The sequence below is a fragment of the Polaribacter sp. HaHaR_3_91 genome, assembly GCF_019278525.1.
In the GTDB taxonomy this organism is placed as follows: domain Bacteria; phylum Bacteroidota; class Bacteroidia; order Flavobacteriales; family Flavobacteriaceae; genus Polaribacter.
The window spans coordinates 1,259,524-1,282,211 of record NZ_CP058986.1; the positions used below are offsets into that span (position 1 = coordinate 1,259,524).

A 22,688-nucleotide genomic window follows, 5' to 3' on the forward strand; every position below is an offset into this window, starting at 1 on the left:
TTATCTCGTTTTTTCCTATCTCACTTTTGAAATGAACACAAATTCGCTTATTTGTCTTAAGAATATAGTGTTCTCATATTTTTGACTATTCAATCTATCTATTCTTGTATTTCCTCATTTGTCATTGTGCTGGTTAATGTTGGATAGCTTATTACCCTTAAAGTTTTATTTTTTCTTTCAAATCAACAATCATCTTATCTTCAACGCCCAAATATCGCTGGCTACCTAAATATCTATTCTTATTGAATTCATCATAATTAGCTTCATCAGCGTTCATAGAACTTAAATGCACATTTCCAGCAGAATGGATAAATTCCATTTTATCATTTCCTAACCAAATTCCTACGTGTGTAACACGTTGTTTGGCATCAGCAGTTGCTTTTTTTCCAAAGAACATTAAATCTCCTTTTTCTAAACCTTCAAATTTTAAATCTTTATCTACCGTTTTACCTGCATTTATTTGTTGAGAAGCATCTCTAGGAATGATAAAACCATTCATTAAATACACCATTTTAGTAAAACCACTACAATCAATTCCTTTGCTAGAAGTTCCTCCCCATAAATAAGGGAAACCAGTCATAGTTTTCGCAGCAGTTTCTATATTCTCTTTTGAAGCAACCACGCTTTCTAACCAAGAATTGTATATAACAGCTTCATTTTTTTTAAGAAATGCTATTCTATTATCAGGATATTTTACTTCATAAAAATCATTATCTTCAGAAACATATTGCAATAATGCACCTAAAGTAATATCAGAAACAATTTTAGAATTTTCAGATTTATCAGCATAAGTATATCCATAAGTTTCTGTAAAAATTACTTTTTTAGCATTGTTCCAAGTATCAAATTCACTTTTATTCATTAATTGAATTCCGCCTCTATCTACCCAAGAAATGTATTTATCCGGAGTCTGAATTCTATAGAAATCACCTTTTTTATCCAATACTTTAACAGACATTCCAAGTAAACCTTGCGTGCCTAATTCGGCAGAATGTTTTGGGTTAGAACGAATATTAATAACCGAATTTCTTGCGACTGCATATTGTTGTAAACCAACTACATCATCAGGTAAAATTCTCACATTGTTGGTAAATTTTACATTTCTGTTTTTTAAACTATCTAATAAAATTGAAAAAGCTTCTTTAGAAGTAGTTTCTCCTTCTAAAATAAGTTGGTTGTCTACTTGCTCAAAATTTATATCAAACAATTCTACACGTTTGTCAGGAGCATAGGTTGTTTTTAGCGTTGCGTAAATGTTTGTTAATTCGTCTGTAGTGTTGTTCTCCTTTTTACAAGATAAAGAAATAAGAAGTACAATTAAAAATAAGTGCTTTAAGGGTTTCATTCGTGTTGGTTTTGTGTAAAAATACAAAAAATGAGTATTAATTTAGAAGCTTTATAGTTCAATATTATTGAAACTTATTTAGGATTGTTTTATATTTGGAATAAATCAACTTTTATTAGATGCAGTATCAAAATTCGTTAGCGTTTGCCAAACAGCAAGATAAAGAAGATTCACTTTCTTATTTGCGAAATCAATTTCATATTCCGAAAGATAAAAACGGAAACGATTGGTTGTATTTTACAGGGAATTCTTTAGGCTTACAGCCAAAATCTACCAAAGAATACATCAATCAAGAATTAGAAGATTGGGCAAATCTAGGTGTAGAAGGTCATTTTGAAGCAAAAAATCCGTGGTTAAATTACCATGAATTGTTAACAGATAAAATGGCGAAAATTGTTGGAGCAAAACCAATTGAAGTTGTGGTAATGAATACACTAACAACTAATTTGCATTTGTTAATGGTTTCGTTTTACAGACCTACAAAAACTAAGTATAAAATTGTCATAGAAAGTGATGCTTTTCCTTCGGATAGATACGCAGTGCAATCTCAATTAGAATTTCATGGATTTTCTAAAGAAGATGTAATTGAGTGGAAACCAAGAAAAGGAAAGGAATTATTAAATATTGATGATTTAGAAACCATTGTTAAAGAACAAGGTGATGAAATTGCTTTGTTATTAATTGGTGGTGTAAATTATTATACTGGTCAGTTTTTAGACTTAAAGCGAATCGCTCAGATTGGGCATGCGAAAGATTGTGTTGTCGGAATCGATTTAGCACATGGGGCAGGAAACATTCAGCCAGATTTACATGAATCAGGAGTCGATTTTGCATCTTGGTGTACCTATAAATATTTAAATTCAGGACCGGGAAGTTTAGCAGGCTTATTTGTTCATGAAAAACACGCAAAAAATAAAGACTTACCTCGTTTTTCTGGTTGGTGGAATCATAATAAAACTACGCGTTTTAATATGAGAATGCCTTTTGATGTGATGGAAGGAGCAGAAGGTTGGCAGTTATCCAATCCGCCAATATTATCTATGGCAGCAATTTTGGCTTCATTAGATATTTTTGAAGAAGTTGGTATGGATGCTTTGCGTCAGAAATCAGAAAAATTAACTGGTTATTTCGAGTTTTTAATCAATGAAATTGGTTCTGATGATATTAAAATTATTACACCTTCAAATCCAAAAGAACGTGGTTGTCAATTATCCATTCAAGTTAAAAATGCCGATAAAAGTTTGCATACAAAACTAACAGAAAAACATATTATTACAGATTGGCGAGAACCAGATGTTATTCGTTGTGCACCAACTCCATTATATAATACTTTTGAGGATGTGTACAGAATGGTTACAATTTTAAAAGGATTGTTATAAAATGAGTGTTTTTAATAAATTGATTAAAGGAGAAGATATTTTAGTGAAATTAAAAACTAAAAGTGATATTGGTTTTTGGCAATATCAAGTATTTGGAATTCTAAGTTTGTTTATGGAAAAAGGAAGCGACTATTTTATAATAACCGATAAAAGAATTTTAATCTGTATTAGAGAAGATATAAAAGTTAATTTTATTTATAAAGACTTCTCTAAAATAAAATTTAACACAAAAAATGACTTATTAAATTTTATAAATGAAGATAATGAAATACAAAAAATATCATTATCTAATCTTAAATTGGAATATGATGACTACCAATTTTTAAAAAATAAGTTACATTAGTTTGAAGAATAAATGATGAATAAAACAGATAAAATATTAATAATTGGCGCAGGTTTATGTGGTTCTCTTTTAGCTTTAAGATTAGCACAAAGAGGTTATAAAATTGAATTATACGAAAGCAGGCCAGATTTAAGAACTACAGATATTTCTGCAGGTAGATCTATCAATTTAGCATTGTCAGATAGAGGTTTTAAGGCATTACGTTTATGCGGAGTAGAAGAACAAGCAAGAGAATTTTGCATACCAATGTATGGACGATTAATGCACGACAGAGCTGGGAATACTTTTGCTTCTAATTACTCTGGTAGAGAAAATGAGTATATCAACTCCATTTCTCGTGGCGATTTAAATGCATTGTTATTAAACGAAGCAGAAAAGCATATAAACGTTAACATTCATTTTAATAAAAAATGCAAAAATGTTGATATAGAAAATAATACAGCACATTTTAAAGATTACAAAACCAAGCAAGAATTATCTATAAAAGCAGATGTAATTTTCGGAACAGATGGTGCAGGTTCTTCACTTAGAAAAAGCTATTATTTAGAACGTAAATTTCTGTTTAGCTACTCTCAGAATTATCTAAATCACGGTTATAAAGAATTAGAAATCCCTGCGGATAAAAATGGAAAGCATCAAATAAGTAACCAGCATTTACACATTTGGCCTCGTGGTGATTTTATGTTAATTGCCTTACCAAATTTAGACGGAAGTTTTACGGTTACACTTTTCTTAAGTTATAATGAAGGCGAATTTAATTTCGAAAACTTAATATCAGAAGAAAAAATAACACAGTTTTTTGAGCAAGAGTTTCCAGATGCTTTAGCAATCATTCCTAATATAAAAGACGAATTTATAAACAACCCAACAGGTGCTTTAGGAACCGTAAAATGTTCGCCATGGTCTTATCAAAATAAAACGGTTTTATTAGGCGATTCTGCGCATGCAATTGTACCGTTTTACGGACAAGGTATGAATGCTTCGTTTGAAGATGTTACTGTTTTCGATGAAATTTTGAATCAAGGTTTAGATTCTTGGAAAACTGTTTTTAAGACTTATGAAAAAGCAAGAAAACAAGACACAGATGCTATTGCAGATTTAGCAATTGATAACTTTCATGAAATGAGAGATCATGTGTCAAATGCTATTTTTAAGGAGAAAAGAAAGATAGAAATGGATTTAGAAAAGACGTTTCCAACGGAGTATTTCTCCAAGTATTCCTTAGTCACTTTTAATGCAAATATAGGGTACAATGAAGCCATGAAAAAAGGTAGAGCGCAAGACAAAGCTTTATTGAATTTAATTGCAGGAGATGAAGTTCACACGCATTTAAACATGAAAAAAGACGAGTTAAAAGTTATTTTAGAGAAAGTAAAAACAGAAACAAATAACATTTTAGAAGAAGATAAAATTGCAGGGATGTAGTTTTTTTAGAAGCTATTTCCTGCTTTACGCACTCGCTTTTTTTATTCAAAAAAGAATAAAAAAGAGCTCAAACAAATGCTGCAATCAGGGCTAAACCAATTCATAAGAGCTATTAATTGTAGGTAATAAATAGACCATTTATAAAGTAAATGAAAAAATATATAGTTTTATTAAGAGGAATAAATGTATCAGGAAAAAATATTCTTCCATCAGCAGAACTACGTGATTTATTAAACGATTTAGGTTTTAAAAACGTACAAACATACATTCAGAGTGGAAACATTATTTTAGAATCAGACGAAGGTAAATCTGTAATTTGTAAGAAAATTAATGAAGGAATTCAAACTAAATTTGGTTACGATGTTCCTGTAATTGCAAGAACAATTCCTCAATTTAAAAAAGCATTTGCTAATTACCCTTTTCCAACAGACAACACCAAAATAGTTGCCTTTGTTTTCTTAAACAAAAAAGTATATGAAACAAAAATAGACGTTAAAGGTATTGATAACGATCAATATTTAATCGATAATGATATGGTATTTATTCATTGCGAAACTGGCTTTGCTAAAACAAAACTTTCTAATAAATTATTTGAAAGAAAGTTGAATGTAAGTGCGACAACTAGAAATTATAATACCACATTAAAGTTATTAGAGTTGGCAGAAAGTGATTAAAAACGGTATGAAATATACAATTATTGGCGCAGGAATTGGGGGACTGGCGACAGCTTTGGCTTTTGAACAAAAAGGAATTGAATACCAAGTTTTTGAAAAAGCACCTGTTTTAAATGAAGTTGGTGCCGGAATTTGGTTAGCGCCAAATGCATTACAGGTTTTAGAAAGTTTAGGTACTTTAGAAGACGTAATTGCCAACGGAAATTTTATTGATAGAATTACCATTGGTAAACAAGATTTATCGCCAATTTCAGATAGTAATCAAGATTTTATAAAAGATTTTTTTGGCTATACAACCGTTGCAATTCATAGAGCAGCGCTTCAAAAATTACTGTTTGACAAAATTCCGAAAGAAAAAATATTTTTAAACAAAGGATTTGAATCTTTTAAAGAAGAAGTGTCTAATAAAATTGAAGTTACTTTTAACGATGGATCTAAAATAACAACAGATTTTTTAATAGCAGCAGATGGCATCAATTCTAAAGTTAGACAACAATTATTTCCAGAAAGTTGCAAAAGATATTCTGGGCAAACTTGTTGGCGAGGAATTGCAAATAGGCTTTTAGAAGATGATTTATTGCACAGAGGATTTGAACTTTGGGGCAATACAATTAGATTCGGAGTTTCTAAAGTGGCAAAAGATAAAACGTATTGGTTTGCAGTTATTTTAGCAAAAGAAAATGAGCACGTTGAGGTTCGTTTAGTAAAAGAGAAGTTGCTAAAAATGTTTTCGGAATTTAATCCTTTAATAACAGACTTAATTGCTGCAACAGATATTGATCGAATTATAAAAAGTGATATTCACGATTTAAAACCGCTTAAAAAGTGGCATAAAAATAATATTTGTTTAATTGGAGATGCAGGGCATGCCACCACGCCAAATATGGGACAAGGAGGCGCACAAGCAATTGAAGATGCGTTTTATTTAAGTAATTTAATAGCAGATAATAAAGGCAAAAATGTTTTTGAGTTGTTTCAACAAAAAAGACAAAAGAAAGTAGATTTGGTGGTAAATCAATCTTGGATGACCGGTAAAATGGCACATTGGAAATACGGCCAGGGTTTTCGGAATTTTATCTTAAAAAGTGTACCGAAAGCAATTATAAATAAGAAAATGATAGCATTATATCAGCTAGAAAAATAAAATATGAATACAGAAATAAAAGAAAAAATAATAGCAGTTTGTGATGAGAAAATAGCTAAAAAAGGAACCAATGTTGGTTTGTCTTTTTATGCCTTTTTCAAAAATAAAAATGATAATCCGGTTTTGTTAATGGAAGTTGCAAAATGGTGGATAGAAACGCACAAATTAGATCATTTTGAAAAAGCTATTAAGATTAAACAGATGGTTTTAGATAGTAAATAGGAGATTGGAGACAAGAACAAAGAGGCAAATTGCATAGATAATAAATAGATACCATAAAATGATATAGTTCTCGATTGGGCTCGATCAGACATAACAATAAAATATGAATTTAGGATTACAAAACAAAAAGGCTTTAGTTTGTGGAAGTACGCAAGGAATAGGAAAAGCAACTGCAATTTTATTAGCGGAAGAAGGCGTAAATGTGACGTTAATTGCTAGAAATGAAGAAAAGTTAAAAGCGGTTTTAGGCGAATTACCAAATAAGAATCAAAAGCATAATTATTTGGTGGCAGATTTTTCTAACCCAGAAGAGTTGCAACAAGTTTTAGAAACTACAGATTTAAAGTTTCATATTTTAGTAAATAATACAGGCGGTCCAAAAAGTGGAGATTTAATTTCTGCAACTTCATCAGATTTAATTAATGCGTTTCAAATGCATGTTATTTGCAATCAGAATTTGGTACAAACTTTAGTTCCGTTTATGAAAATAGAAAAATTTGGTAGAATTATTAATGTGATTTCTACGTCTGTAAAAGAGCCTATTCCTGGTTTAGGAGTTTCTAATACGATTAGAAATGCAGTTGGTAATTGGGCAAAAACATTGTCTACAGAGTTGGCGGCGTTCCAAATTACAGTAAATAATGTATTGCCTGGTTTTACCAACACTGCTCGTTTAGATGAGATTATTAAAATAAAAGCTAAAAAAGAAAATACAACTGAAGCTGAAATGGTTGCGATTATGAAGAATTACGTGCCAGCAAAACGCTTTGCAAAACCCGAAGAAACTGCTGCAGCTGTTGTTTTTTTAGCAAGTGAACAAGCAAGTTATATTAATGGAATTAACCTTCCTGTTGATGGAGGTAGAACCAAGAGTTTATAAAATTAACGGATTTTGCGTTAGGGATTGAAACGGCATCCTTTTTGCTTTTTTGCAGAAAGATATAGTGAAAAGCCCGACCTTTAGGGAACGCCATAATAGTAATAAGAATTAAGAATAAAGATTTTAAAACGAAGACATTTTAGACTAACTTTATAAAGTATAGATTCTTGTTTTAAACATCTAAATACCTAAACAATATGAGCAATTTAGTACAGCCTTTAAATTTTAAAAAGTGGATTGATGAACATCGTCATTTATTAAAACCACCAGTTGGTAACAAGCAGGTTTGGGATAATGGCGAGTATATTGTAATGGTTGTTGGTGGGCCAAATAATAGAAAAGATTATCATTATAATGAAACTCCTGAGTTTTTCTATCAGGTAGAAGGAGACATGATTCTAAAGATCATTGATGATAAAGGCAAGCAAATTGACGTAGAAATTAATGAAGGTGATATTTATTTGTTGCCAGCAAAAGTGCCACATTCTCCGCAAAGAAAAGAAAATACGGTTGGTTTGGTTATAGAATATCCGCGTTCTGAAGGGATGTTAGATGCTCTAGAATGGTATTGTGAAAACTGTGGAAACCAATTGTATAGAGAAGAATTTGCATTGGGAAATATTGAAACAGATATGCCTGTTATTTTTGATAGATATTATTCTGATAAACAAAAATGTACGTGTGATAATTGTGGTACAGTAATGGAAGCTCCGAAAAAAGTTAAATAAATCGTGTTCGTCATTACGAGGAAGAATGACGAAGTAATCTCTTATTAAAAGATTGCCACGGCTTGTGCCTCGCAATGACAAAAAAATATGGAAAAAAGAAAACTACGCATAAACGGACATTCACATTTATTACCTTATCCAGAAGAAATTCCTGATTTTATGAAGGAAAAGGAGATTTTTTGGGTAGATGATGAGCGTAAACACATGTTACAAAAAGGGTGGAGAAGACCTGTAACGCATTCTAGTTTTTTCTTAGATGAAAAATTACTTTGGATGGAGAAAAACAAGCTAGATCATGCGGTTGTGTTGAATCTTTCTCAGTTATACGGGAATGGTTTGCGTTTAGAAGAAATGAAAAAAGCGTTGCGTTTTCAGAATGATTTTAATGCAAAAGTGCAGCGAGAACATCCGTCTAAATTTACCTGTGGCTTTGTAGTGCATCCTGGTTTTATTTATGGTGCTTTAGATGAAATAAAACGTTGTGTAGAAGAATTAGGCTTAAAAGTATTATGCTTACCAACACATTTTATGGACTCGATAGGGCAATGGCGTTGTGTTTTTGACGAAGAAAATGATGCTATTTTTGAATTAGCTGACAAGTATAAACTGGCTATTGAAATTCACCCGTATGATGGTGATAAAATGATAAAATTAGAAAATACCAATTGGCGTTTTCATTTAATTTGGATGTTGGCACAATGTGGAGATGCGTATCATTTTTATACATTAAACGGAATGCAAGAGCGTTTTAAAAATATTAGAACGTGTTTTGCACATGGAGGACAATTGGCGCAAATGAATTTAGGAAGAAGAATTCAGGGTTTTGATGGTAGACCTGATTTGTTTGAAGGTAAAACGCATCCTAGAAAAGCCGTTGGTCATAAAAATATCTTTTTTGACACGTTGGTGCACGATACAGATTCTTTAAAATTAATGTTTAAAAGACAAGGCACAAGTCAGGTTTTAATGGGCTTAGACGATCCGTATCCGTTAGGAGAAATGGAAAGTGATGCACAGTCTTCTTATCCTGGTAAAATATTAGATTTAGCAATACGTGAGAATATTATTACTGAAACAGAAAAAGGACAAATTTGGGAAGATAATGTGTTGCAGTGGTTGTTTGGTGATGATGAGGTTGCTAAGCAAGAGTTGATAAAAAAGATACTCTCTTAATAAGTTGACAGTTTACAGTTGCAGTATTCTGTTAATAATTAACTAAAAACTGCAACTGAAAACTGAATACTATTTCTCACGCTGTTTTAAAAGGTTTTCAGCTCTTTCTAGCATAAACTTTGGGTAGAATTCAATATCAATTTTTTCTTTTTTACCTAGCTCAATGGCACGTTTAATTTCTGCACAATATGGTTTTGTAGATTTTCCGAAGAAACGAGCAGACCCCATATTCCATTCTGCATTTCCTAAAATAACTCTAGGGTTGTTGGGTGCAATTTGTAATGCTTTTGCATATAGTTGACTGGTTTCTCCTGATAAAGTCATCCCGTACTTTTGTCCATCAAAAGCAATATAACCGAGGTTTAATAGTGCTTGGGTAATTATAATTTCTGGATTATTTTCTGAATTTGATTTGGCGACATCTAAAAATTCTTGAGCCTTTGTTAATTTCGATTTTAAAACAGTTTCATCTGTTAAACCGAAGCTACTTAAAATCTCTACCGTTGCAGCATAATAAGCTGGCATCCATTTTTTGGGTTCAGCCTTAGAGATTCTTTCAAATAATTGAGAAGCTTCCGTCATGTTTCCTTTTTGCCAGAGTCCGAATGCTTTTTGCATTCCTTTTTGATATTTTGTTTGCGCAGAAATTCCTGTCGCAATGAAAATTGCGATCATTAAAATAGATTTTTTCATCTTAAAAAGTTTTAGGTAGTTGGGTTATATTTTAATTTCAATTGTTTTGTTTGCTGTTAATTGAAATTTAGCATCATCGTATTTTGGAGGTCCCATAAAGCCTCTTGCGTTGTTTGAGCAACCATAGTCTTCTTTAGGAATTTTAAACATGTTCGTGTCCATTTTTTTGTTATCATTTTCATCATGAACAAATGAAACGGCATATTCACCTTTTGGTAAATTTTTAAAAATGACTATAGATTTTTTATCTTTAATATTTGCAGTATCTGCCTTAAATTGTTTTTTTAAGAAATGGTCTTTCTTGTTGTAAAGACCAACTAATAACATTCCTTTATCAGAATTTAAACCAGCAATGTTAATGGTTAAATCTGCGGTTTCTTCTTGGGCATTAGTAGATAAGATTCCACTAAAAACGATGGCTAGTATTATAAGTAATTTTTTCATAATTGTTTTTCTTTTTTATTGATATTTCAAATATCTGATGTTTCTACGTAAAATACACAAGAATAATACCGAATTGTTGTTTTTTGTTTCTGAGTTGTGGTTTAAGCTTCATTTCAAAGAAGAGAAGTATGAACGATGGGAAATCTTCTTTTATGAAGGGATTCCTTAATAGCCCAAGAAGCTCATTTCGGAATGACAAATTACTACAAATTATCTAACTGATTTGTCTTTTTATTATCACTAATTGTCCAGAAGAAACCTACAAAAAAGAAACTATCAGCATTTGGTATAATGGCTTGTCGCTCAAAATTTCCATTCGGTTCTGCGCTGTTTTTATAGTTGTAACCAAATACATTCTGAGTTCCTAAAACATTGTTTACAGAGAAATATAAAATCTTTTGTTGATCTATTAAATAGGCCCAATTTACACTTAAAGAGTTATAGTTTTTAGTCTGATTATTTAAAAAACCAGTTTCATTTGGGTTGGTGTAATTTCTGCCGGAAGCAAAACTGTAACTAAATCCAACTTGACTTTTCCAATCTGCTATCCAATGTTTAGCCACCACAGATAAATTGTGCTTTGATGCAAAATTAGGAGTTGCAGCAGTTGGATAATTTTTATAATCTCTTTTGGTGTCTAGATAGGAGTAAGAAACCCAATAATCAGTATTTTTTATTTTACCATCTTGTCTCCAGAAAATATCAAATCCTTTTGCGTAACCATTTCCGTTATTGTTAAATTTACTTGTAAATATTGGTCGGTTATCGTCATATTTTACCAAGTCTTTATATTCTTTTAAATAGGCTTCGATTCTAAAAATTTGACCTTGTTTTGTATGTTGATAATTGGCAATTAAATGTGAGGTGTTTTCGGCTTTAAAATCTTGACTAAATTTTAAATATTCATTTTTAGGATTCTGATAAAACTGACCATAAGCCAAGGAAAATTGTGCGTTTTTATTCACTTTATAAGCAATAGAGGTTCTAGGAGAAATTGTAGATTCATTTAATAACTCAGAATGTTCTGCACGGACACCTATTTTTGTAGCCAAATTTTTAGAAAAGAAAATATCTGTTTCTACAAACGAAGCAAAGATGTTATTTTGAAACCCATATTCTATTTCATTGTTATTATTAGCGTTGTAACCTTCGTTAAAATTGGTCATAAAATATTCTGATCCAAAACTTACTTTAAATCGATTAGAAAACTGTTTTTTGAGCTTTATTTTAAAGTGCATAGAGTTTTCATTGTCAGTTACTAAATCGTCAATAATTTTAAGGTTAGAATGATCGTTGGTGAAACTAAACCCCGTTTCTATTCTCCAATTATCTCCAAATTTATTCTTGTAAGAAGTATTAAAGTAAAGATTTCTATTTTTTAGCCCGAAACGAAATCCATCCACAAAATTAATATCATCTTGTATGACATCGAAATCTGTATAACTAAATGCGCCGTATAATTTTAATAAAGATTCATTCTTAAATTTATGTCTATACACCATCTCTCCACTTAAGGATTGTACTGGTTTTTTCCATGTATTTCTATCAGGAAAAGCTTCTTGATAGGGTGCTAAATTGATGTAAGAAGTATTTACACTAAATGAATTGTTTCCCCAAATTTGTGTATTACCAACACCCAAGCCTAAAGTCATAAAAGACAAATCTGTTTTTTCTTCTGTAGGTTCATCAATGGTATTTAATTGTAAAACGCTCGATAATGCTTGTCCGTATTCTGCAGAATATCCACCGGTAGAAAAAGAAATTCCTTTAAATAAGAAAGGAGAAAAGCGTCCACGAGTAGGAATGTTTCTTGCGGATGGAGTGTAAGGTGTAAAAACACGAATTCCATCAACAAAAATCTGAGTTTCTTCTGCTTCTCCACCACGCACAAATAACCGTCCATCTTCATCTACTGTAGAAGTTCCGGGAAGTGTCTGTAAAGCGCCCATAACATCGCCTAAAGCACTTGCTGTAGTTACAATGTCTAGTGGTTTTAGAACGGTAACTTTTGCTTTTTCTCCTGCTTCAAACGTTCCAGCGTTTATAACAACAGCGTCTAAAGAATTTACATCATCTCTTAATTTAATTTTTAAATTTTTGAGAGATGAAACATCCGCTGTTTTTATAAAGGGTTCAAAAGAAATAAAAGAAATGATTAAAGTTTGTGTTCCTTTTTCATCGGTTTTGAAAAAGAATTCTCCTAGTTCATTCGTTGAGGTTCCATCATACGTCCCGTCTAAATAAACATTTGCTCCATTGATAGGTTTGCTTTTAGAATCTGTTACTTTTCCGGAAATGGTGGTTTGTGCAATTGCTGATAATTGGCAGCTTAATAATATTAAAAGTAGAATATGTTTCATCTTGTTTGGTTTGGTGCTACAAAGATGTGGTGTTATTCATGTTAAAAATAAAAACAAATACTGAGTTGTAATTTTTGAATGATGAGTTGTAAAATTTTTATAAAATAAGTACAACTGCTTTTAATTTTCTTAATAAACGCTTTTTAAATATGATAAATATCTTCTTTTATAAATTTAGGAAAGCCTTTTAAGGTCTTATTAACTATGCCGTTTTAGTTTGTTGAAAATGAGCGATCCATCATAGGTAGGCTTTGTCATGAAAGGATTAGTGCCCATCTTTTCTTTATGTTTACTTAATATTATAGCTTCAATTTCACGTACCCGTTAATATTTAATTAATGTTTTTAACAGTAAGGTTACTCAAGATTAAGGGAACCGTAATGCTTAGTTAATATTTGAGAAGGCTTCAAAAGATATTTTTGTGATCAATTAATTAACCTTTATAAATTAAATGATGAACAAGTATTTTAAATTATTTTTATTCCTTTTTGTTGTAACTTCTGTAAGTACAGTTTTTACGAGTTGTAATCCTGAAGACGGTGTGGATGGTATTGATGGTGTTAATGGATCGGACGGTGAAGATGGTGAGGATTTTACACCTTCTCCAGAAATGTTTTCTAACAAATCTTCTTTAGCTCCTTTAGTAACAATAAATTCAGACTTTAGTTCAGTGGAAGCTTTTTCTTTAATAAGTTCTACCGATGTACTTTCTAACGGTTTTCGTTTAGTTGGTGCACAAGACGGTGCAGGATTTTTAAAAGATGGAGATGAGTATATCTATGTTGTAAACGCAGAAGACGATTACGCAGTTTCTAGAATTCGTTTTGACAAAGACTTGAATCCTATAGAAGGAGATTGGTTATTAAATAGTGGTGTTGCAGATTATGCAAGACAATGTTCTGGAACTATGTGGGAAGCAGCTATACATGGTGGTGATAAAGATATCTTTTTATCGGCTTCAGAGAGTTATGCTTATGACGTAAAGGGTATAGATCCTTGGATTGAAACTCCTACACCTACAGCAGATTTTGGTTTAGATGCATTAGGAGAATTCTCTTGGGAAAATGCAGTGCCTTTGCCACAAGGAGCATATGCTGGTAAAACAGTAATTGTTGGTGGTGATGATGATTCTAGTGGTTCTGAAGGACAAGTTATTATGTATGTTTCTGAAAATGGTGATGCCGATTTAGAAAACGGAAAAGTATATGTTTTAAGATTTAAACAAGTATCTGATGGTGCTGGAGGAACAATGGATGTTGCAGCGAATACTGTTTACAACGAAGGAAGTTTAGATTTCTCTAAATCGTATGATGTAGAATTTGTTGAAATTGTTGATGGTGCTAGTTTAACTAAAAACGAAATGGAAACAGCTTGTACAAATGTGTTTGCTTCTCAGTTTATGAGAGTAGAAGATGTAGATTATAGAAAAGGTAGTGATGCTAACGCAAGAGACGTATTTTTTGCCGTAACCGGAAGAGGTCCCGGAAGAGGAACTTATAATGATTGGGGTACCGTTTATAAAATTGAATTAGATGCAACCAACCCATTAGAAGGTAAATTAACGCAAATTATTAGTGGTAATACAGATACTAATAATAAAGACGGTAATGTATCAGAATTACAAAGTCCAGATAATATTTGTGTAACAGAGAACTTTATTTATACGCAAGAAGATCCAAACTCTTTTGCAAGAAATCATGCTGCTCAAATTTATCAAAGTGATTTAAGTGGAAACAATACTAAAGTTGTTTTAGCATTAAAAATTGAAAATAATTTAGCCCCATCAGGTTCATCTGGTTTTTCTGGTGAGTTTGGTGCATTAACAGATATTTCTGATAAAGTTGGAGTTCCAGATACTTTTATTTTAAACCTACAACCACATTATTGGCAAAGTGATGATTTCGTTTCAAGCAGTTTACCACATAACCAAGGTGGGCAAATTGTTTTATTAAAAGGATTGGAAAGATAATACACAAACTATATTTTTAATACTAAGAATCTTCATTTTTACAATGAAGATTCTTTCATTTTTTAGAACTTTCAATATGTTTAAATATTTTAAATCATTATTTTTTTTATTAATGGGTATTCTTTTTATGTCTTGTAATCAAGATAAAAAAGAAATGATTCCTATCGTTAATTGGTCTTTTGCACAAGAGTACTATGCTCAAAATTTAGATGTTGCTTTGCTGTATATCGATAGTTTAGAGGTTTCAGGAATGCATGGAGAAAAATCAAAAAAGTATTTTGAATTATCTAGAGCTGCATTTAAAAAAGCAGAGCCTTATGCATCTTATTTAAACCCAGAAGTTGGCCACAGAGCTAACGGACCAGCCTTACCAATTTATAAGGAAGATACAGGTAAAATAATAAAACCAGTAGGCTATCAAAAAATAGAAGAAAGTATTTTTGATAATGAGACGTCAGAAGCCGATTTTACACAAGAATTGTATGTGCAAAAAGGATTGCTTTCTAATCTTAAAAAAGGGATTATAAAACGACCATTAAATCCGCAACGTTTTTTTATAGCAACACATCAACAACTTTTAAGAATTATAAGTTTAGCTATTTCAGGGTTCGATACACCCCTGAGTCATTTAGGTATTAAAGAAACGATTATTTCTTTAGAAAGTTTGCAAACCGTTTATGAGCAAACAATACAGGGTGTTGTAAAAGGAAAAAATAAGGAGTTAGATGCTGCTTTTAACAGTAACATTGAAAGTGCTATTTCGTTTATTAAAAAAAATGAAGATTTTGATACTTTTGATCGTTTTACTTTTACAAGAGATTACATGAACTCGATTACTAGAAATTGGGTTGAAATAAGAAAAGTGAGTGCGCTTTGGAAGCCCATAAATACAACTCCTTTTAATTTTGATGCGCCTACCTTTTTTGAAGACAATAGTTTTAGTTTAAATTATTTTACGCCAGCTATCAATCAAAATCCAACCAATAAACAAATAGCTTTAGGTAGAAAATTATTTTCAGACCCTAAACTTTCTAAAAATGGAAAGATGGCTTGTGTAACTTGTCATTTACAAGACAAAGGTTATGCAGATAATATCGATTTTAATATTGATAATCAAGGGAATCTTTTAGAACGAAATACACCAACACTTATAAATACCGCTTTTCAACAAAGTTTCTTTTTAGATGGAAGATCAAATACATTATTAGATCAAATTTCAGCTGTTTTTACAAATGATAAAGAGTTTAACTCTAATGTGCATAAATTTTCTAATGCTATTTTAAAAGATTCGACGTACACGCCTCTTTTTAAAGATGCTTTTGGTAAAGTGTCATCTAATAATACAGATGTTATAAAAGCAATTTCATCTTATGTTTCAACTTTAAATGGTTTCAATTCTAAATTTGATAAAAATATGAGAGGAGAAGAAAATAATTTCTCTAATGAAGAAAAACTTGGCTACAATTTATTTATGGGAAAAGCTTTATGTGCCACTTGCCATTTTATGCCATTAACAAATGGTACAGTGCCTCCTTTTTTTACAGAAACAGAGAAAGAAGTTATTGGAGTTCCGGAAACAGCAGAAAATAAAAAATTAGATAATGATTTAGGGTTTTATTGGAGTTTTAAAGAAGAACTGCATAAAGGAATGTTTAAAACACCCTCTATTAGGAATATTGAATTAACTGCTCCGTATATGCACAATGGTGTTTACAATACTTTAGAGCAGGTTGTTGAGTTTTATAACCTTGGCGGTGGCGGCGGATTAGGTTTTAATTTAGAGCACCAAACCTTACCTTTTGATGAATTGAACTTAACTGCAGAAGAACAAAACGCCATTGTTGCTTTTATGAAAACGTTGACGGAAACACTTGATGAAAACCATGAAGAGTCTAAATAGTAATTAAGTGTATTTTATTTCTTTATATCTTCTTTAGAATACTTTTTTTGATTAGTCAAAAGAACTTTCTAAAGAAGTTTTTTTTTGCAATAGCACTTGTATTAAATGCGATTGTTTTCTTTCGAAATTTTATCAGTCTTTATCTTTTGAAGGTAGTAGAATAGAAGTCCGCTTGCAAAATAAAGAAGAATATCTACAATATCTGTGGTATATCTTGCTAAGTATTTAGGGAAAATAAACTCGAATAAAAGACTATACATAAAACAAACGTATAGAATTATAGGGAAACTCAACGTGTAACTTTTATCGTTTTTAGACCATTTTAAAATTTGTAAACTGATGTATAAAACAATCGGAATGATTAAAAAATCATTCACATAAAAACTAATAAATTTAGGTAAAGGAAAGGAAAGATATTGAAGAAGATAGATTGTACTTCCTGTTAATAAAGAAATCAAAAAATAGTAAAAGAGTATTTTTTTCATCTTAACCCGCAGCAACCATTGCAATAAACCAAGCCAAACCAGCACCAATAATACTAACAATTGTAAATGCAGAATACAAAATCCAACCGGTAATTTTATACAAAATATTAGGATGTTTTTTTAATCTTTCTGTTAAATTGGGGTTTTCTCTTTCATGAATAACCTTGTCAATTTCATTTTGTTTTACAACATTGGCTTTGAGTTCTCTTTTCTTTTGATGAGAAATTAGGGTGTTGCAGTTTGTGCAATATTCTTTATTGGTGTTAAAAACCCCACAGTTCGGACACTTTATGATTCTTTTTTCTGCCATTTATTTTCTAAAACTAAAGCTGTTTTTATTTTTATAAGGTCTAATAATTAAACGGGTTTCTCTATCGAAACGAATATAATTATATACCCAATTTAGAAAAACAATCGCTTTGTTTCTAAATCCGATTAAAGAAAACAAATGAACAAACATCCAAACAAACCAAGCAAAAACTCCTTGAAATTTCCAGTTTTTTAAATCTACAACGGCTTTATTACGTCCAATAGTTGCCATAGCTCCTTTGTCTTTATAAATAAATGCCTTCTGTTCTTTGTTGTACAATTTTGCCAATATATTTTTTGAAACTAACCGACCTTGTTGAATAGCAGGTTGTGCCATCATTGGGTGTCCGAAAGGAGTTTTTTCTGAAGACATACAAGCAACATCGCCAATTGCATATACATTTGGGTGCCCTAAAACTTGATTGTATTCATTTACTTTTATTCTAGCAGCTCTTTCAATAATACATTCAGTGTTTAGACCATCAATCATTTGTCCTTTTACGCCAGCAGCCCAAATAACGGTTTCCGCCTTAAAATGATCTTCTCCATTTGTGGTAACTATTTTTCCATTATAATCTAAAACACGTAAGTTTTTCCAAACATTTACACCTAGTTTTATTAGAAAATCTTCTGCTTTTTCAGAAGCCTTAGCACTCATTCCTTTTAACAAACAATCAGAACTTTGAATTAAGTTAATCTGCATTTGTCGAATGTCTAAATCAGGATAATCTTTAGGCAAGATTCCCTTTTTCATCTCTGCTAAAGCACCAGCTAATTCTACACCTGTTGGTCCACCACCAACAATTACAAAATTCATCAAAGCGTTTCTTTCTTCAATATTAGAGGTTAATAAAGCTTCTTCGAAGTTTTCTAAAATTAGACTTCTAATATTTAAAGACTGCGGAATGGACTTCATTTCCATCGTATGTTTTTGGATGTTTGTATTTCCAAAAAAGTTGGTTGTAGAGCCTGTCGCAATAATTAACTCATCATACTCTAAGTTTCCAATAGCAGTTTCAATAGTATTGTTTTCTGGATTTATTTTTTCTACTTCAGTCAATCTAAAATAGAAATTTTCCACATCGTTAAAACGTTTTCTTAAAGGAAAGGCAATAGAATCTGGCTCTAAACCACCTGTTGCAACCTGATATAATAAAGGTTGAAATGTGTGGTAATTGTGTTTGTCAATTAACACAACTTGCAGTTCTTGCTCTTCTAACCCTCTAGCTGCAGCTAAACCGGCAAAACCACCACCAATAATTACAACTCTTGGGAAACTAGTTTGTGGTATGTTCATATAGTATATTTTAACATCAAAAATACAATATGTTTACGTAAAAAAAGAGAACAGCCTAAGACTAATTCTTAAACTGTTCTGTTTTTATTAAACTGTGGTTGCTACTCTTTCTCTCATTAATTTTGCAGAAGCAACTAAATTTTCTAAAGCCAATTTTGTTTCTGGCCAATCTCTTGTTTTTAATCCGCAGTCTGGGTTTACCCAAATGTTTTCTTGAGGTAATAAATTTGTTGCTTTTATGAGTAAACTTTCTATTTCATGTACGTTTGGTACCCTTGGAGAATGAATGTCATAAACTCCAGGACCAATTTCATTGGGATATTTAAAATCGACAAAAGCATCTAATAATTCCATTTTAGAACGAGACGTTTCTATGGTAATTACATCGGCATCCATATCTGCAATATTTGCAATAATATCGTTAAATTCAGAATAACACATGTGTGTGTGAATTTGAGTATCATCTTTAACCACACTTGCCGATATTTTAAAAGCATTAACTGCCCACTTTAAATAGACTGCCCAATTATTTTTTCTTAATGGTAAACCTTCTCTTATGGCAGGTTCATCAATCTGAATAATTTTTATTCCTACTTTTTCTAAATCAGCAACTTCATCTCTAATCGCTAAAGCAATTTGATTACACGTTTGTGTTCTTGGTTGATCATCTCTAACAAAAGACCATTGTAAAATAGTTACAGGCCCTGTAAGCATCCCTTTTACATATTTTTTAGATAGACTCTGCGCATATGCTGTCCATTTTACAGTCATAGGGTTTTCTCTAGACACATCACCAAAAAGAATAGGAGGTTTTACACACCTTGTACCATAACTCTGCACCCAACCAAAACTAGAAAAAGCAAAACCAGCTAATCTTTCTCCGAAATATTCTACCATGTCATTACGCTCAAACTCACCATGAACTAAAACATCTAAGCCAATATTTTCTTGAAATTTGATAGCACTAGTTATTTCTTCTTCTAAAAAGAAGTTGTATTTTTCTTCGGATATTTGCTTTCTTTTATACTGTAACCTTAAAGATCTCACTTCTTTAGTTTGTGGAAAAGAACCAATAGTTGTGGTTGGAAAAAGAGGTAACTGTAATTCTTGTTGCTGTTTTTTCTGTCTTTCTGCAAAAACACTTTTCCTTAAACTATCTGCCTCTGTTAATGCATTTATACGTTGTTTAACTTTGTTGTTATGTATAAGTGTAGATTTTTCTTTGTTGATAAAAGCGAGTCTGTTGGCTTCGATTTCTTTAATGTCTGATGCTTGTAAATTATCTTGAGCTATTTTTTTAAGCAAAACAATTTCTTGTAACTTCTGTTTAGCAAAAGCCAACCATTGTGTTACTTCTTCTAGAATGGAACCATCTTTTTCGTTATCTAAATCATACGGACTGTGCAATAAAGAACATGAAGAAGAAATCCAAAGGTTATCACCTTTAATTGCCTTTGCTTTGTTGATGATTTCTATGGATGTATCAAAATTATTTTTCCAAATATTTCTTCCATCAACAATACCTAGAGAAAGTATTTGCTCTTTATTTTGATGCTTTAAAATAGTATCTAATTCATCTAAACCTCTAACTAAGTCTACATGTAGAACATCAACAGGTAAAGATAATGTTAGATTTAAATTATCGTTTAGATTTCCAAAATAGTTAGCTAAAATTAATGTAATCTTAGGAAATTTAGCTTTTAAAAGAGTGTAAGTTTTAAAATAAGCCTCTTGTTCTTTAAGTGTTAAATCTAAAGATAAGTAAGGTTCATCAAACTGAATATTCGTTACTCCTTCGTTTTGTAATTCTTCAATTAATTGAATATAAGTAGGTAATAAACGATCTAATAACTCTAATCTATGAAAGCCGTTTTCCTTTTCTTTTCCAACCAATAAATAAGTTAAAGGTCCAATTAATACAGGTTTTGTATTGATGCCTATTTGTAAAGCTTCGCGATATTCGCTAATAATTTTACAAGAATTCAATTCAAATTGTTGCTCTTTTTCAAACTCAGGAACCAAATAATGGTAATTAGTATCAAACCATTTAGTCATTTCCATTGCAACAATATCAAAACTATCTTTTTGAAAACCACGTGCCATTGCAAAGTATAAATCGACAAAAGATACCTTATTTTTTAATTCTCTAAATCTTTTAGGAATACAATTTAAGGTTAACGACATATCTAAAACTTGGTCGTATAAAGAAAAATCATTTGAAGGAATAAGGTCTATTCCTATTTCCTTTTGATTCAACCAGTTTTTCTTTTTAATGTCGCTGGCAACTTTTAATAGCGTTGTTTCATCTATATTTTCTTTCCAGTAACTCTCAATTGCTTTTTTTAGTTCTCTTTTTTCTCCAATTCTTGGATGCCCTAAAATAGTAGTTTTCATTGTTATAAGTTTTAATTACTGTACAAACCTATAACTTATAAATAAAAATAATGTATTTTGATTCATATTCAGAATATAAAACTATTTTTGAGTCAAAGACAGTGTAAAATACTTTTATGTACTGTAGTTGAACTTAAAAAAGAAAAATATTCTATGTATCAAGTTGATGAAATTGATTTACAACTACTTCGTTTATTACAAAAAGACGCAGATATTACTACAAAAGAACTTGCTCAACGTGTAAATCTTACAAATACGCCTGTTTTTGATCGCATAAAACGATTAAAAAAAGAAGGTTATATAAAAAAAACAACGGCTGTTTTATGTAGTGAGAAGTTAGATGTTTCTTTAATTGTATTCTGTAATGTGAAGTTAAAGGAACATACCAAAGAAATAGGAAATCAGTTTGTAAAAGATATTATGTTTCTTAAAGAGGTAACAGAATGCTATAATACTTCTGGCGATTTCGATTTTTTATTAAAAGTGATGGTAAAAGATATGAAACATTATCAATCTTTTGTTTTACAAAGTTTGGGGTCTGTTAAAGGTATTGGAAGTGCTCATAGTACATTTGTGATGGGAGAAATTAAGAATAACCACGGAATTCCTTTATAGCTCTCGTTTAATTTGTTGTAAAGTTTTATCGATTAATCTAGTTCAAAAATTGATTTAAAGTTTTGTATAAAAATAAGACTTCTCTTTCTTGTTCCGTTATAAGTTGTATGGTAAGGGTGGTTTAATATTAAACTATCATTAACTACAAATGTTTTCGGGTTTCCAATTAGCTTTAAACCTGTTTTTTTATAAAAATTTATAATATCAGTATTAAACCTATCATCATATTCAGACTCTGCAATAGGAGGGAATGTGATAAATAAATGAGCTCCTTTTTTTTCGATTTCTTTTTTTGCTTTTAAAATATTTTTTTTAAATTCTGTGCTTATTACATGATTGTAATTATATTTTTCATACCTACTTATTTGACTAGCATTCCAAGTTCTTTTTTCATTTTTGTGATGAATATAATCACCTCTTGAATTGTATTTTTTTAAATCGTTGTATAAGTTTGGTTTTAAAAAGGATTTTAATTTTCTGTAAGAAAGTAAAACATTCATTTTAGGAATATTGTATATAAACTTTATTTTTTGTTGAAAATTTTGATATTTAAAAAAAGAAGAATTATTGTATACCGAAGCTAATTGTGCTGTTGAGATAGAGTTGTCTTGGTCATAATAATTATCAAATTCAGGTCCATAAACAACAATATCTCCTTTTTTTACTTTGTCTGATATATAATTTAAAATAAAGTTAGATTTATGCGATAAAGTAAAAGAGGTATTAAATACTTCTCTATTTAATTTTTTTGAAACTAACTCGGAGTCAAAAGAATTCCCCATGCTAGAACCAGCAATAACGTAAATAGGTTTTTCTATTGTGTTGTTAAAAAAGCTTGCTTTTTTTGTTTCCATTGGAGTAATCCAACTTCCAAGACTCAATAAAATATAAATTATAAGATTAATACTT

General features: G+C 30.9%; 21 protein-coding genes. 12 read left to right on the top strand and 9 right to left on the bottom strand.

The genetic code is table 11. From position 1 onward, the window contains the following. Positions 1-157 precede the first annotated feature (157 nt). The gene (locus H0I27_RS05190; protein ID WP_218732813.1) at positions 158-1,345 is read right to left on the bottom strand and encodes a C40 family peptidase; all 1,188 of its coding nucleotides are present in this window, start codon (positions 1,343-1,345) and stop codon (positions 158-160) included. 119 nt (positions 1,346-1,464) lie between these two features. Between H0I27_RS05190 and kynU the strand changes: the two genes are divergently transcribed. From kynU to H0I27_RS05235, 9 genes are all read left to right on the top strand, one after another. After that, the gene (gene kynU, locus H0I27_RS05195) at positions 1,465-2,724 is read left to right on the top strand and encodes a kynureninase (protein WP_218732814.1); all 1,260 of its coding nucleotides are present in this window, start codon (positions 1,465-1,467) and stop codon (positions 2,722-2,724) included. A 1-nt stretch (position 2,725) separates the two neighbouring features. Continuing rightward, positions 2,726-3,067, top strand: coding sequence for a hypothetical protein (locus H0I27_RS05200; RefSeq protein ID WP_218732815.1), 342 nt, complete (start codon positions 2,726-2,728; stop codon positions 3,065-3,067). A 15-nt stretch (positions 3,068-3,082) separates the two neighbouring features. After that, positions 3,083-4,492 carry an NAD(P)/FAD-dependent oxidoreductase gene (locus tag H0I27_RS05205; RefSeq protein ID WP_218733786.1) on the top strand — a complete coding sequence of 470 codons (1,410 nt, stop codon included), beginning with the start codon at positions 3,083-3,085 and terminating at the stop codon, positions 4,490-4,492. Between the two features lie 149 nt (positions 4,493-4,641). Continuing rightward, complete coding sequence (locus tag H0I27_RS05210; protein ID WP_218732816.1) at positions 4,642-5,166, top strand: DUF1697 domain-containing protein; 525 nt, start codon at positions 4,642-4,644, stop codon at positions 5,164-5,166. A gap of 7 nt (positions 5,167-5,173) precedes the next feature. Then, positions 5,174-6,310: an FAD-dependent monooxygenase gene (locus tag H0I27_RS05215; RefSeq protein ID WP_218732817.1), complete on the top strand. Its 1,137-nt coding sequence runs from the start codon at positions 5,174-5,176 to the stop codon at positions 6,308-6,310. A 3-nt stretch (positions 6,311-6,313) separates the two neighbouring features. Beyond that, a complete protein-coding gene (locus tag H0I27_RS05220; protein ID WP_218732818.1) occupies positions 6,314-6,532 on the top strand; it encodes a DUF6500 family protein in 219 nt (72 codons plus the stop codon). Between the two features lie 103 nt (positions 6,533-6,635). Then, positions 6,636-7,412: an SDR family oxidoreductase gene (locus H0I27_RS05225; RefSeq protein WP_218732819.1), complete on the top strand. Its 777-nt coding sequence runs from the start codon at positions 6,636-6,638 to the stop codon at positions 7,410-7,412. A gap of 197 nt (positions 7,413-7,609) precedes the next feature. After that, entirely contained in the window at positions 7,610-8,140 is a 531-nt protein-coding gene (locus H0I27_RS05230; protein WP_218732820.1) for a 3-hydroxyanthranilate 3,4-dioxygenase, read from the top strand. A gap of 87 nt (positions 8,141-8,227) precedes the next feature. Beyond that, complete coding sequence (locus tag H0I27_RS05235) at positions 8,228-9,313, top strand: amidohydrolase family protein (protein ID WP_218732821.1); 1,086 nt, start codon at positions 8,228-8,230, stop codon at positions 9,311-9,313. A 69-nt stretch (positions 9,314-9,382) separates the two neighbouring features. Here H0I27_RS05235 and H0I27_RS05240 read toward each other — a convergent pair whose 3' ends face one another. From H0I27_RS05240 to H0I27_RS05250, 3 genes are all read right to left on the bottom strand, one after another. Further along, on the bottom strand, positions 9,383-10,006 hold the full coding sequence (locus H0I27_RS05240; protein WP_218732822.1) for a M48 family metallopeptidase: 624 nt from the start codon (positions 10,004-10,006) through the stop codon (positions 9,383-9,385). 24 nt (positions 10,007-10,030) lie between these two features. Beyond that, entirely contained in the window at positions 10,031-10,450 is a 420-nt protein-coding gene (locus H0I27_RS05245) for a DUF2141 domain-containing protein (RefSeq protein WP_218732823.1), read from the bottom strand. A gap of 203 nt (positions 10,451-10,653) precedes the next feature. Next, positions 10,654-12,810 (bottom strand): TonB-dependent receptor, encoded by a 2,157-nt coding sequence (locus H0I27_RS05250; RefSeq protein ID WP_218732824.1) that lies wholly within the window; start codon positions 12,808-12,810, stop codon positions 10,654-10,656. 451 nt (positions 12,811-13,261) lie between these two features. Here H0I27_RS05250 and H0I27_RS05255 point away from each other — a divergent pair, with 451 nt between their 5' ends. Next, positions 13,262-14,779: a PhoX family protein gene (locus H0I27_RS05255; RefSeq protein ID WP_218732825.1), complete on the top strand. Its 1,518-nt coding sequence runs from the start codon at positions 13,262-13,264 to the stop codon at positions 14,777-14,779. Between the two features lie 76 nt (positions 14,780-14,855). Continuing rightward, a complete protein-coding gene (locus H0I27_RS05260; protein WP_218732826.1) occupies positions 14,856-16,679 on the top strand; it encodes a cytochrome-c peroxidase in 1,824 nt (607 codons plus the stop codon). A 101-nt stretch (positions 16,680-16,780) separates the two neighbouring features. On the opposite strand, the gene H0I27_RS05265 is transcribed toward H0I27_RS05260, so the two are convergent. From H0I27_RS05265 to metE, 4 genes are all read right to left on the bottom strand, one after another. Then, entirely contained in the window at positions 16,781-17,164 is a 384-nt protein-coding gene (locus tag H0I27_RS05265) for a hypothetical protein (RefSeq protein ID WP_218732827.1), read from the bottom strand. 1 nt (position 17,165) lies between these two features. Further along, positions 17,166-17,474 (bottom strand): hypothetical protein, encoded by a 309-nt coding sequence (locus H0I27_RS05270; protein ID WP_218732828.1) that lies wholly within the window; start codon positions 17,472-17,474, stop codon positions 17,166-17,168. Further along, positions 17,475-18,770 (bottom strand): NAD(P)/FAD-dependent oxidoreductase, encoded by a 1,296-nt coding sequence (locus H0I27_RS05275; protein WP_218732829.1) that lies wholly within the window; start codon positions 18,768-18,770, stop codon positions 17,475-17,477. Positions 18,771-18,857: 87 nt separating this feature from the next. Continuing rightward, entirely contained in the window at positions 18,858-21,164 is a 2,307-nt protein-coding gene (gene metE / locus H0I27_RS05280; RefSeq protein ID WP_218732830.1) for a 5-methyltetrahydropteroyltriglutamate--homocysteine S-methyltransferase, read from the bottom strand. A 153-nt stretch (positions 21,165-21,317) separates the two neighbouring features. Here metE and H0I27_RS05285 point away from each other — a divergent pair, with 153 nt between their 5' ends. Next, entirely contained in the window at positions 21,318-21,779 is a 462-nt protein-coding gene (locus tag H0I27_RS05285) for an Lrp/AsnC family transcriptional regulator (RefSeq protein WP_165733172.1), read from the top strand. Between the two features lie 32 nt (positions 21,780-21,811). Here the strand turns inward: H0I27_RS05285 and H0I27_RS05290 are convergent, their stop codons facing one another. Then, the gene (locus tag H0I27_RS05290) at positions 21,812-22,633 is read right to left on the bottom strand and encodes a hypothetical protein (protein WP_218732831.1); all 822 of its coding nucleotides are present in this window, start codon (positions 22,631-22,633) and stop codon (positions 21,812-21,814) included. Positions 22,634-22,688: the final 55 nt, after the last annotated feature.